The organism is Paenarthrobacter sp. PAE-2 (assembly GCF_026013155.1).
Taxonomy (GTDB): Bacteria; Actinomycetota; Actinomycetes; order Actinomycetales; family Micrococcaceae; genus Arthrobacter; species Arthrobacter ureafaciens.
In genome coordinates this window covers 1-12,169 of record NZ_JAPDNV010000032.1, presented here as the reverse complement: position 1 = coordinate 12,169, position 12,169 = coordinate 1, and the positions used below count along the sequence as shown (strand labels likewise).

10 protein-coding genes are annotated in these 12,169 nt (G+C 63.4%); 5 read left to right on the top strand and 5 right to left on the bottom strand.

What is annotated here, in order from left to right:
* The first annotated feature begins 2 nt into the window (after nucleotides 1-2).
* Genes OCL88_RS16390 through OCL88_RS16380 form a run of 3 tightly spaced genes read left to right on the top strand, consistent with a single transcriptional unit; the run spans nucleotide 3 to nucleotide 3,161 of the window.
* Nucleotides 3-1,766 (top strand): acetyl/propionyl/methylcrotonyl-CoA carboxylase subunit alpha, encoded by a 1,764-nt coding sequence (locus OCL88_RS16390; protein WP_264963181.1) that lies wholly within the window; start codon nucleotides 3-5, stop codon nucleotides 1,764-1,766.
* A complete protein-coding gene (locus OCL88_RS16385; protein ID WP_264963180.1) occupies nucleotides 1,766-2,635 on the top strand; it encodes an HpcH/HpaI aldolase/citrate lyase family protein in 870 nt (289 codons plus the stop codon). Before OCL88_RS16390 ends, OCL88_RS16385 begins: the two co-directional genes overlap by 1 nt.
* Before the next feature lie 46 nt (nucleotides 2,636-2,681).
* On the top strand, nucleotides 2,682-3,161 hold the full coding sequence (locus OCL88_RS16380; RefSeq protein ID WP_264963179.1) for a MaoC family dehydratase: 480 nt from the start codon (nucleotides 2,682-2,684) through the stop codon (nucleotides 3,159-3,161).
* A 105-nt stretch (nucleotides 3,162-3,266) separates the two neighbouring features.
* Here OCL88_RS16380 and OCL88_RS16375 read toward each other — a convergent pair whose 3' ends face one another.
* From OCL88_RS16375 to OCL88_RS16365, 3 genes are all read right to left on the bottom strand, one after another.
* On the bottom strand, nucleotides 3,267-3,881 hold the full coding sequence (locus OCL88_RS16375; protein ID WP_264963178.1) for a TetR/AcrR family transcriptional regulator: 615 nt from the start codon (nucleotides 3,879-3,881) through the stop codon (nucleotides 3,267-3,269).
* 167 nt (nucleotides 3,882-4,048) lie between these two features.
* A complete protein-coding gene (locus tag OCL88_RS16370) occupies nucleotides 4,049-5,242 on the bottom strand; it encodes an acyl-CoA dehydrogenase family protein (RefSeq protein ID WP_264963177.1) in 1,194 nt (397 codons plus the stop codon).
* A 37-nt stretch (nucleotides 5,243-5,279) separates the two neighbouring features.
* Nucleotides 5,280-5,756, bottom strand: coding sequence for a MaoC/PaaZ C-terminal domain-containing protein (locus OCL88_RS16365; RefSeq protein WP_264963176.1), 477 nt, complete (start codon nucleotides 5,754-5,756; stop codon nucleotides 5,280-5,282).
* Between the two features lie 235 nt (nucleotides 5,757-5,991).
* On the opposite strand from OCL88_RS16365, the gene OCL88_RS16360 reads away from it, so the two are divergent.
* Together OCL88_RS16360 and OCL88_RS16355 are read left to right on the top strand one after the other, a co-directional pair.
* Nucleotides 5,992-7,341, top strand: coding sequence for an MFS transporter (locus OCL88_RS16360; RefSeq protein ID WP_264963175.1), 1,350 nt, complete (start codon nucleotides 5,992-5,994; stop codon nucleotides 7,339-7,341).
* Nucleotides 7,342-8,152: 811 nt separating this feature from the next.
* Complete coding sequence (locus OCL88_RS16355; RefSeq protein WP_264963211.1) at nucleotides 8,153-9,166, top strand: LacI family DNA-binding transcriptional regulator; 1,014 nt, start codon at nucleotides 8,153-8,155, stop codon at nucleotides 9,164-9,166.
* A gap of 486 nt (nucleotides 9,167-9,652) precedes the next feature.
* Here OCL88_RS16355 and istB read toward each other — a convergent pair whose 3' ends face one another.
* Nucleotides 9,653-10,441, bottom strand: a complete 789-nt coding sequence (gene istB / locus OCL88_RS16350; RefSeq protein WP_264963174.1) for an IS21-like element helper ATPase IstB — start codon at nucleotides 10,439-10,441, stop codon at nucleotides 9,653-9,655.
* Entirely contained in the window at nucleotides 10,438-11,970 is a 1,533-nt protein-coding gene (istA, locus tag OCL88_RS16345) for an IS21 family transposase (RefSeq protein WP_319951666.1), read from the bottom strand. Before istA ends, istB begins: the two co-directional genes overlap by 4 nt.
* Between the last annotated feature and the right edge of the window lie 199 nt (nucleotides 11,971-12,169).

Below are 12,169 nucleotides of genomic sequence, written 5' to 3'. Positions count from 1 at the left end.
CCATGTTTAGCAAAATCCTGATCGCCAACCGCGGCGAAATAGCCGTACGGGTCATTCGCAGCTGCCGCTCCCTTGGCATCAAGTCCGTGGCCGTCCACTCCGCGGCCGACTCCGCATCCATGCATGTCCGGGAAGCCGATGAAGCCGTGAACCTCGGCCCCGGCGCAGCCAGCGAGAATTACTTGAACATCGAGCGCATCATCGGCGCAGCCCTGGAGACCGGCGCCGAGGCCATCCATCCCGGTTACGGCTTCCTCTCTGAGAACGCGGCATTCGCCAAGGCTGTTGTTGATGCAGGGCTGGCATTCATCGGCCCAAGCCCCGAAGCCATCTCGACCATGGGCGAGAAGGTGGCTGCCCGCGCAGTTGCGATCGCGGCCGAGGTTCCGCTTGCGCCCGGTTCCCGGGACGCTATTTCCGGCGCGGGCGATGTCGTGGCTTTCGGCGCCCAGCACGGTTACCCGATCCTGGTGAAGGCTTCTGCCGGTGGCGGTGGCCGCGGCATGCGCCTGGTGGAGTCCGAGGAACAGGCAGAGGAAGCAGTAGCTGCAGCGGTCCGTGAAGCAACTGCCGCTTTTGGCAACGGGGAAGTTTACTTGGAGCGCTACCTGACCAGCGCCCGGCACGTGGAGGTCCAGGTATTTGCGGACAAGCTGGGCAACACTGTCTACGTCGGTGACAGGGACTGCTCGGTACAACGCCGCCACCAGAAGCTCGTGGAAGAATCACCGGCGTCGGGATTGTCGGCTGAACTGCGCGCCGCCATGGGAGCTGCCGCAGTCAGGCTCGCCGAGCACGTCGGGTACGCCGGAGCCGGAACCGTGGAGTTCCTGGTCGAAGGGGAGAACTTCTACTTCCTTGAGATGAATACCCGCATCCAGGTGGAGCACCCGGTCACCGAGATGGTGCACGGCGTGGACCTCATCGCGGAACAGATCAAGGTTGCCGCCGGTGAGGAACTCAGCATCCGTGATTCGCTGGTGCCGCAGGGTGCCGCCATCGAGGCCCGCATCAACGCCGAGGACGTGGCCGACGGCCGCTTCCTTCCCGCGCCGGGGCTTATCGAGGAACTGAAGGCGCCCGACGGCGAGGGGCTCCGCTTCGACGCCGGCTACCAAAGCGGTGACGAGGTCCTTCCTTACTACGACAGCCTCATCGGCAAGCTCATCGCTTACGGTCCGGACCGCGAGACCGCTCTGGCCAGGCTGGAAAAGGGGCTCCAGCAGCTGCTCGTCCGGGGTGTCCCCACCACTGTTCCCGCCTCGCTGGCAGTCATCCGTCACGAGGACTTCAAGTCGGCGCAGTTCACCACCCGCTGGCTGGAAGAGAAGGTGGACTTCTCGGAGGAACCCGAAGAAGAACCGCTGGCCCGCAACGAGGTTGAGGTCGGTGGCCGCTTCTACATCATTCCGCAGTTCTCTGACCGTCCGGGAGCTTTCGCGGGCGCACCGGCTGCCTACGCTGCCGCTCCTGCCGAGGAAGCTGGAGCGGGTCAGCGGACGCGAACCACTCGGGCCCGCGGCAAGGGCAAAGCCAGCGACGGCAGCGTCAAGGCACCCATGCAGGGGACCATCATCAAGGTCAATGTCGAAGAAGGCCAGATGGTAGCCCCCGGCGATGTCCTCTTCGTCCTTGAGGCGATGAAGATGGAGAACCCCATCCAGGCGCCGGCTGCCGGCATTGTCGGACCCATCCACGCAACTGTTGGAGACTCCATGGCAGCAGGCACGCTGCTCACCCAGCTCGTCTTGGAAGGTGCAGCCTGATGAAGCCCTTCCGTTCAATCCTTTTTGTCCCCGGCCATAAGCGAAGCTGGATCGACAAGGCGCTGGCCTCCGAGTCCGATGCCATCATCATCGACCTCGAGGATTCCGTTCCCGAAGCAGACAAGGCCTTGGCCCGTGCCAACGCCAAGGATGCCCTGGACGCCCACAGCAGCGACAAGGGAATCCTGATCCGCCCGAATGCCCTGGACACCGTGCACTTCGGTAGGGACATCGCGGAAACGACGCATGCCAAACTGACCGGCTTCCTGCTGCCGAAGCTTTTCTCCCGCGACGACGTGGTCCGCTTCGATGCGCTGGTCGCCGCCGGTGAGATCCTGAACGGCGTTCCCAAGGGGACCGTGGAACTGATTCCTTCCTTGGAAACTGCTGCCTCCATCAACAAGGTGGACGAAATCCTCGCCGGGCCCCGCGTGGGTGGTGTCATGGCAGCGGCCGCGAAGGACGCCGACGTCTCACGCGAGGTGGGGTTCGCTTGGACCGCAGAAGGAATGGAAACCCTGTACCTACGCAGCAAAGTAGTTGTTGCAGCCCGTTCTGCCGGACTGCGCAGCATCGTCCTGGGCCTCTGGCAGGAAGTCCACAACCTTGACGGACTGAAGGCCTTTGCCACTGCCAACCACGGGCTCGGCTACACGGGGCAGGTGCTGATCCATCCCTCGCACGCGCCCGTGGCCAACGAATCGTACGGGCTGTCCGAATCGATGCGGGGCTATTACGAGGGCCTGGTGGAGGCATTCGAGGAAGGGCAGCGCCAGGGACACGGGGCTGTTTCCTACCGCGGCGACCACATCGACCTCGCCCACGCCAACCACGCGCGCCAAGCACTCGCCTTCGCGGGCAGCAACTAAGCAACTACTACTGGCCGGCAGGCACAACAATTACAGGAGACACACCATGGCCGGAATGTACTACGAAGACTTTCAGGTAGGCGAAGTAATCCGCCACGAAGTCACGCGGACCGTCACCGAGACGGACAACCTGCTCATCACCACGCTGACCATGAACGTTCAGCCGCTGCACCTGGACGCAGAATTCGCTGCCAAGAGCATGTATGGAAAGCAGATCGTCAACAGCATCTTCACCCTGGGCGTCGTCACCGGCGTTCCGGTCCAGGACACCACCCTCGGCACCACGCTGGGGAACCTCGGCTTCCGGGATATCGAGTTCCCCAAGCCGGTCTTCTTTGGGGACACCTTGCGTGTGGAGACTGAAGCCCTGGACAAGCGCGTCTCCAACTCCCGGCCGGAAACCGGAATCGTGGGCATCGAGCACCGTGGGTACAACCAGAACAACGACCTTGTGTGCGTCGTTCGCCGCACGGCGCTCATGAAGCGCCGCGAGACGGCTCCGGTGGAAGCGGTCGCCGGCGCATAGTCTCTGGGGCCCCTGGTGGGGCGCCCCGGGATTCCTTAAAAGTCCGTGCCGGTCAGCAGCTGCTGACCGGCACGGACTTTGTGATTTACGACGGCGGCACTTGGGTTAGCTGGCCTTGTCCACCCGGGCGTCGGCGTCGGGGACGTTAAGTTCGCGGAGAGCGAGCTTGGTGTAAATTGCCACGATTTCATCCAGGGACATCCGTCCGCCCGGCTTGAACCAACCGGCGATGTGCGTGGCCTGGGCGACGATGCTGTAGACGTGGATCCGGGGATCGATCACGTCGGCGAGGCCGGCCCGGCCTGCTTCCTCGATGAGGTCCTGCAGGAACTGCTCGTATTCGGTGCGCTTGGCGATCACTACGTTACGGGCGTCGTCGGAAAGGGACCGCAGCTCGGCGTTGCCGATGAAGACTTCCTGGGCGCGTTCGGCATGGAACTTCAGGTGTGCCGTGAGTGCTGCCTGCAGCTTGTCTACGGCGTCGCCGTCGATCTCGACAGCTTTGCGGGCGCTGTCCAGGAGGTCATCGATGATGCCGCCCATGATCTGCAGCAGCAGGTTTTCCTTGCTGTCGATGTGGTTGTACAGGCTGCCGACCATGAGGCCGACGGCCGAGGCTACCTGGCGCAGGCTTGTTCCGTCGTAGCCGCGTTCGAAGAAGAGCTTCGCTGCTTCTTCGCGGATGGCCTGCGCCGTTCCGCGTTCAGTCGTTGCAACCATGTGGCGCCACCTATCGTCGTCGTCGCTTGCTCAAAGTTTAACGCACGGACACTTGTTTGCCTGTTAGCCGCAGGCTCCCCTGGGGAGGTGCGGACAACAGGCAAACAAATGTCGTTCGACGGCGGAAGGAAGGTGGCCGGCTTTAGTTTTCCTTCGGTGTGTTCGCCTCAGTACGAGCGGGGGAGCCCGAGGTGCTGCTCTCCGATGTAGTTGCGGATCATGTCATCAGTCAGCGGCGCGAAAGTGTAGAGGCGGGCATCGCGGAAGTAGCGCTGCATGGGCAGTTGCCGCAGGAAGCCCCAGCCGCCCATGGCCCGCATTCCCACGTCAGTGGTGGTGGTAGCGGCGTCGGCTGCCGCCAGTTTCGCCATGGCTGAAAGCGTTTCGTCGGCGCCGGCCAGTTCGTCGGAAGCCAGGGCGGCTTTTTCGAGCAGGAGCCTGGCGCTCTCTACTTTGACGCTGCTGTCCACGAGTTTGTGCTGCAGGGCCTGGAAGGCGCCGATGGGGCGGCCGAAGGCATGGCGTTCCTTGACGTAGCCCACGATGTAATCCAAGGCTCCCCGGGCAATACCCAGTGCCACCGCTGCTCCGTTCAGCCGCTCGCCGTTGAGAGTGCCCAAGACGTGGCGGAAGCCCTTGTCTACCTGGCCGAGGACCAGTTCGGCAGGGACCCGGACGTCCGTGAACTGGATGTCGCATTGTTCCAACGCGCGGATGCCCATGGTGTCGATGGCCTGCGTTTCGATTCCGGGCGTGCTGCGCGGAACGATGAACATGGTGATTCCGTCAATGGAGGAACGCTGTATCCCGCTGGTGCGTGCAAGCACGATCAGGTAGTCGGCATCCGATGCTCCGCCGATCCACTTTTTGGCGCCGTTGATCAGGAAGGACCCGTCCGGCTGCTGCTCGGCCTGGGTGGTCATGGCCCGGGCAACATCGGTCCCGCCCGCAGGCTCGCTCAAGGCGAAGGACATTTTGGCATCGCCGGCGAAGAGCGGTGCGAGGAAGCGTTCTTGTTGTTCAGCAGTGCCGAAGGAATGCAACAGCTCCACACCCATGTACTGGACCACGAAGCTGACGCCCATGGAGGTAGCGCGGGCACCCAGCTCCTCAAGGACTATGGTTTGGCTGCGGTGCTTTGCCCTTGCTCCGCCGATCCGCGACTCAAGCTGCACGAATCCGGCCTTGGCGAGGGCCCTGAACAGCTCAACATCGTAGGTTTCATCCTCGTCATGGGCAATCAGGCTTTCCTCGTTGACGTGTTGGTCGAGGAAGCTGACAAGGCGGGCGCGCAGTTCTGCGGGGGATTCGGATCCGGCCCCGTCCACCCGGGGGGAGTGGTGTTCTGTGGTGATGCTCATGGACGTGTCCTTGCTGTGGTGCTCTTGCCGCAGGAAGCTAGCGGCGCTTGATCAGGAAGCTGCTGGAGAAAGTCATGACGGTGCTGCCGTCCTGTTTCAGGACGGTGTATTCGATGGTCCAAAGGCCGGAGCCGGGCTTGCTCGTCGCGCGCGATAGGCTGACGATCGCCTCGACGTGGATGGTGTCACCGATGAAAACGGGCTGGACCGCGCGGACGGCGTCGAGGCCGAGCCACGCGATGACATTGGTGAAGTAGCCGGTCTGCGTCATGAGGCCAAGGCCCAGCGAGAGCGTGAGCGGACCATGTCCGATCCTCTGCCCGAAGGGAGTTTGGGAGGCGTATTCCTCATCAAGATGGAGGGACACCCAGTCACCGGTCAGTCCGGCCCACTGGACCAAGTGGGCTTCGGAGATGGTGATGCCCGGGCTCTTCAGCCGGTCACCGGTGACGAGGTCGTCCCAGAAATGGTCCGGGCGTCCCTTGACGAGTCTTTCCTGTACCTGCTCGCTCATCTGCTCTCCCTTAGGCATCGAGGACGGGAGTCCAGCAACGTTCGCCACTGAACCTTCACTGCCAAGCATAGACTAACGGGCGTTCGTACGGAATGCTTTACGGCTTCTCGAAATTCGCCCTTGCGTTGCGACTCAGGTCACATCTACACTAAAAACGAACGCTTGTTCTTACCGGAAATCCTCTCGAGCAGGTGCCCGGCCTAAAGTTGGCTTATCAACACGCAAGGAAGTTCCAATGTCGGAATTAGCTAATCCTGTTCAGTCCGCGCCCGCCGCGGGCGATGCAGCAACCCTTGATCCCAGGACATCACGCCGGGCCGTCGTGAGCGGCACTTTCGGAACAGCACTGGAGTGGTTCGACTTCGCCGTCTACGGCACGCTGTCCGCGACCCTCTTCCCCCAGTTGTTCTTCCCCAGCTTCGATACGAACACCGCCATTCTGGCTTCATTCGCCACGTTCGGCGCGGGCATGGTGGCCCGTCCCCTCGGCGGCATCGTCTTCGGCGCCCTGGGCGACAAGATCGGCCGCCGGAACGTCCTCATGTTTACCTTGGTCCTGATGGGAGCATCATCCATCCTCATCGGTCTGCTGCCCACCTACGCGGTAGCCGGCATCATCGCTCCAACCTTGCTGGTACTCCTCCGCTTCCTGCAAGGCTTCGCCCTCGGCGGCGAGGCGACCGGCGTCCAGGTGCTCGTCGTCGAGCATGCACCAACAGCACACCGTGGACTGTACGGCGGAATCCTGGCCACAGGCTCGCCGCTCGCCCAGACCTTTGCTTCCCTCACGCTGACCGGTCTGGCTATGTTCCTCTCCAAGGAAGACTTCGCCTCCTGGGGCTGGCGCGTTCCGTTCCTCATGGGTGTCCTGCTGCTGGTTGTAGGCGTCTTCATCCGCCGACGCATCGAGGAAACCCCGGCCTTCAAGGAAAACCAGAAAAAGGCAGCCGAATCTGCTGTTCCCCAGGAGCGCGCACTGGCCGTCATTGCAAAGAAGCCCGGCACGGTCATCAAGCTCGTTCTATCTTGGGCTGCTTCCGCAGGTCTGTTCTGGATCAGCGTCACCTACGCCGTGAACTACCTGACCAAGGAACTCGGCTACGACAACTCCATTACTTTCGGTCTGCTGCTCATGGCCAACCTGGTCTCCATCCCCGCCGCAGTGCTGGGTGGACGCCTGAGTGACCGGATCGGACGGAAGAAGACCTTCCTGCTCGGACTCACCATGCAGGGCATTGCCGCGGGCACCATGTTCCCGATCATGAACTCCATGAATTTCCCGGCCAGCGCTGCCATCATTGCGCTCGCACTGTGCGGTATTCAGGTCACGGCAGGCACGCAGGCCGCCTTCTTCTCCGAGGCCCTGCCGACGTCCATGCGTTACACAGGCTCCGCACTTGGGATGACCATGGCCGGCCTGATCTTCGGTGCCCCGATCCCCTTTGTCGCCGCCTGGATCTTCCAGAACACCGAAAACGGCACCCTGGCCCTCACCTGTATCGGACTGGGCCTGGTGATCCTGTCCATGATCGCCACCATGCTCCTACCGGAGCGCTACAAGCGGTCCCTTCACGAAGAGCACTAATTCGGCACAAGAGGACCTTCGGGGCCGTGGACTTGCCAAGGCAGGCCGGCCCCGGAGGTCCTTTTGCTTTAAGACCTCTCCCTGGGCCGGGGCCTCTATCTCCGCATGCTTCTCGGTGCTCCACTGCTCACAGTGGTACGCCAAAGTGATGGCCATTCATACTGCATCGAGTGCGAAAGCTAGCCTGCTAGCGGCCCAACGCGTTACCCCTCCAGGGAATCATCAGGTGATCCGGGAAGAACCAGCATGAAGGCCCGGTCGACCGCTACTCGACCGGGCCTCCGCCAATTAACGGTTGGATTACCGTCCCGGCGAGCGAGCTGCTGGCAGCAGGACGTGTCAGGTTGAAGCCTTAGGTTCCCGAGGCGGCATGTTGCAGAAAGCATTCCGAACCCTAATCTGACGCCCTGTACGGCTCTACCTGACGTCAGGATGGGGTGTGCTCCAGCCTGGCGAAGGTTGAAACTGCGGTCTCACAAGCTGAGGGTTGGGCGAAGGTGTCAGCCTCGGTGTAGGAGGCACCGAGAATCGGGCGGTTTGGGCGATGGCCCTGTCGCTGGCGTCAACCATGGATGGGAGCTAAACGACCCGGAAGTACATGGTGGAGGAGCTGAGTGGCCCATACGATCAGCATCCTGAAGTTCCTGCGCTGCCGGCACCGCCCGTGACAGGTGGCGCCGGCAGGCGTTGCGCTGCCGGTCGATGATAACCCGGGGATAATGGGGTGGTGTCTACGACCCCTTCCCCCTCAGAAGCCCGAAACTCCAACGGGCGCGGGGAGCGGCTGGCCTCCAGGTCCAAGGCGGCGCGGATGTCCGATGTTGCCCGGCTCGCCGGGGTATCGCAGCAGACGGTGTCACGCGTTGTCAGGGGAGCGACCAATGTGGACCCCGACATCCGTCAACGCGTGGAGCACGCCATCGCGCAACTGCGGTACCGGCGAAACCCGGCGGCCGCGGCTCTTGCCAGCAACCGAACCATGACGATCGGTGTGGTCAGCTTCGAACTGTCGGTCCTGGGGCCGACGGTGGCCTTATACGGTATTTCAGAGGAAGCCCGGCAACATGGTTACGCGACGCGTTTAGTCACGCTGGCCAGTCTGGAACCGCGGGATTTCCGGGCTGCGCTCGAATCCATCAACTCGGACACGGTGGACGGCCTGATCGTGCTCGCGCCTCTCCTGGATGCCATAACGGTTCTTGAAGGCCTCGACATCGGCGTTCCCGTGGTCACATTCCAGCAAGGATCGCAGCCTAGTCCGACCAGTGTTTCCGTTGATGAAGTGCGAGGAGCACGGATGGTGGTGCGCCATCTGCTGGACCTCGGGCACGAAACGGTGTGGCACGTCCAGGGGCCGCCCGGCTGGATGGCAACATCGTCCCGCGTCCAGGGCTGGGCAGCGGAACTGGGGGCGGCTGGACGCTTCGTTCCGACCCCGCTCCCAACGTCCGACTGGTCAGCCGCTGAGGGATACCGCGTCGGCCGTGAACTCGCCGCACGGAAGGACGTAACGGCGGTCTTTGCCGCCAACGACGCCTTCGCGCTGGGAGTAATCAAGGCCATGGACGACGCTGGACGCAACGTGCCGGACGACGTCAGCGTGGTGGGATTCGACGACGTCAAGGAAGCACCGTTCTTCCGGCCCGCTCTAACGACTGTTCGGATTGAATTCGAAGCCATCGGTCAAATCGCCGTAAGCCGCATCCTAGCGATGATCGAGAATGGTTCGACTGGCGACGTCCCTCAACTAAAACCCAAGCTCGTGATACGCGATACCACCGCCCCTCCGCGCACCACATCCAAACCCCACCACGTGTCAGATTAAGTTGGAGCAGGTCGAGATACTTGGTGACGATGTCACGTTGGGGTGTACCTGAACCTAGTAATGCGTGATGACGAGATACTCGCCCCTCGGCCATTTTGGCCATACGCGGTAGCGATGGGCGGGCCGCGAAGGGATCGGTACACCCCCGGCTCCTATTCCAACCCCAGCTTCCTCAACTATGTGTTGGGCGATGGCGAGGGAAGCCGTGGCCCCGGGGGAGGGTACATTGCGAACCTGGACGAGCCGCCCGGTGGAGCGGATTACGAAGTCGTCTCCTTCAGGCTTCGTCCACAGCGAACGGATTCATCATGGCGGCTAGCGGGGATGTGGGGGGTTGTTTCCCTTGGAACGTGTCAATGGCCATTGGTTTCTGCCCACGGACGGCCAGTTAATCGGCCCGCTGGTGGCCAGTAAAGCTGCCCGGTGATGGCCAACAGATCTGCCCACTGAGGGTTGTCGGTGGGGTTGGCCATCGTCGAGGGTTTGTTAGTTCAGTTGGGTGACTCCTTTCCCGGCGAGAGCTTGGGTGAGGCGGATGGAGTCACCGCTGGTTTGGCAGACGTGGGCGTGGTGCAGGAGACGGTCCACGGTTGCCGTGGCCAGGGTTTTGGGCATCAGCTCGTCAAAGCCGGCGGGGTGCAGGTTCGAGCTGATGGCCACGGAGCGTTTTTCATAGGCGGCGTCCACGACTCGGTAGAGTCCTTCGGCGGCGTCGGTGGCCACTGGGAGCAGGCCGATGTCATCGATCACGACGAGTTCCGCGCGGAGGATCCTGGCCACTGCCCGGGTGACGCTGTCGTCGGTGCGATGCGCACGGATCAGGGCGCCGAGGTCCTCGAGCCTGAACCAAGCAACGCGCATCCCCGCTTCGACGGCTTGCTGGCCGAGCGCTTCGAGGAAGAATGTTTTCCCGGTGCCGGAGGGCCCGCAGACGACGAGGTTCTCCCTGCGGGTGATCCATTCCAGGGTGCGCAGGGCTTGCTGTGTCGGCGCCGGGATCGAGGAGACGGCGGGGTCCCAGACGTCGAAGGTCTTCCCGGTCGGGAATCCTGCTGCTTTGCGCCGGGTGGCGAGCATGGACCTGGCCCGGCCGGCTGCTTCCTCGGTGAACAGGGCCTTGATGATCTCGGTGGGTTCCCAGCGCTGGGCTCGTGCGGTCGCGATCAGTTCCGGGGCCAGTGCACGGGCGTGGGGCATTTTCAGTTGCCGCATGAGTGCTTCCAGCTCTGCCGGCAGGGCCGGGGCGGTGGTGTTCGTGGTTGCGACTGGGCTCATCGGCTCTGCTCCTTAGTTGGGGTGCTCGAGGGCTCGGCGCCGAGGCCGGCCCAGGCGCTGGTCCCTTGGGTGAGGGACCTGGTTTCGTTAGCGGCGTGGGTGGTGGTGCGGCGGATGTTCGCGTTCAGGATCGAGGGCAGGTCGCCGTGCGCGAAACGGCCATGGAGTGCGGCGTCTCCCAGGGCACGGTCCACGGACTCGGTCCCGGCGATCTTGGCCAGGGTCACGGCCTCGGCCATTTTCACGTTCATCCGGCCCGTTCCTGCCGTGGCGGCTTCCACGAGCCAGGTTCTGGCGCCGGCGCCGATGGCCAGGAACTCGGCTTCACCGGCGGTGCGTGCCTTCACGGCGTAGTCGCCCGGGATCCTGGTCCTGGTTCCGGGGAAGTGTTCATCGATGATCGCGGGGCTGCCGGGCCGGGCACGGCCGTGACGGGCGGCTTCGACCGGGCCGGTCGGGCCGTGGTGGACGATGATGACCTGTTCGTCAGGGCCGGTGCCGTGGGAGCGGACGAACACCTTCGCGCCGAGCAGATGCGACGGGACCGAGTATTGGGCGTTCTCGAAGGAGACCATCGGGGTGTTCTCCGGAACTATCCGGGCCAGCCCGAACGCGACCGTATGCGCGGTCTCCGGGATCCGGTGCAGCCGGGGCGCTTCCTCCGCCAAAACCATTGCGGGTTTGCGGCGGGTGGCCCGGTGTTCGCGGTTGTTGACTTCGTCCATGAAGACCTGGCAGGCTGCCTCGAGCTCGGCGAAGGAAGCGTAACCGGGCCTCAGGTTCGTGTCAGTCGGCACAAGGTCCGCCTTGGCCAGCTTCACCGACGCCTCGACTCCGCCTTTAGTGGCCGGATCAGCGGGCTGGCAGGTCAGCACGGTGACCCCGTAGTGCCGGGCGAAGTCCAGGGTCTGCTGGTTCCGCACCGGCACCCCGGCAACATGGGCCGTGGTGACCGTTTTCTCGTTATCCGTCAGCACATACGTTGGTGCCCCGCCCAGAATCCGGAAGCATCGGTCCAATGCGGCGAACACGCTCGGCGCGGTCCGGTCCCTGAGCGGGATCACGATCCGGAACCGGGAGAACGCCAGCCACGCCACGAACAGGATGGTCTTCACCCCGCCGATCCGTGGCCCGTCGCCGAAGTCGTACTGCAGCCACATCCCCGGCTCGGTGATCCACGGCCGGTGCACGCGGGTATGCCCCAGTCGCCACGCGGCCTTGACCTGCGCGATCGCCCGGCGCGTGGAACGCTCCGACCCCCCATAACCCAGACCGAGCAGCTTCTCGTGGGCCTTATCGGCGCGGATCCGGCCCTTGGACGCCTCCACCCATTCCTCGATCTTGGGCAGGTAGGCGTCCGTGACCCTGGGCCGCGGCGCGGGCTCGGCGATTGGCCGGCCGGCGTCCCGCGCGGCGACGTGTCTGGCGACCGTGTGGTGCGAGCAGCCCGTGAGCTCCGCGGTGGCGCGCAACGATCCGGTCAGATCATAGGCAGCAAGAATTTCCATGATTTCTCCGTCATGCTTCATACAGGGCCTCTTCCTGGGACGACATTTGGTGCGACTAGACACCGTCATCAAATCCCGGGGAGAGGCCCCCGCCGCTTAAGACGCGGCAGGAACAGTTGAGGAAGTGGGCAGATCTCATGGCCACCGCTGGGCAGTTTTACTGGCCATCAGTGGGCAATTACGTGGCCGCCTATGGGCAGTTTTTCATGGCCGCTTACAG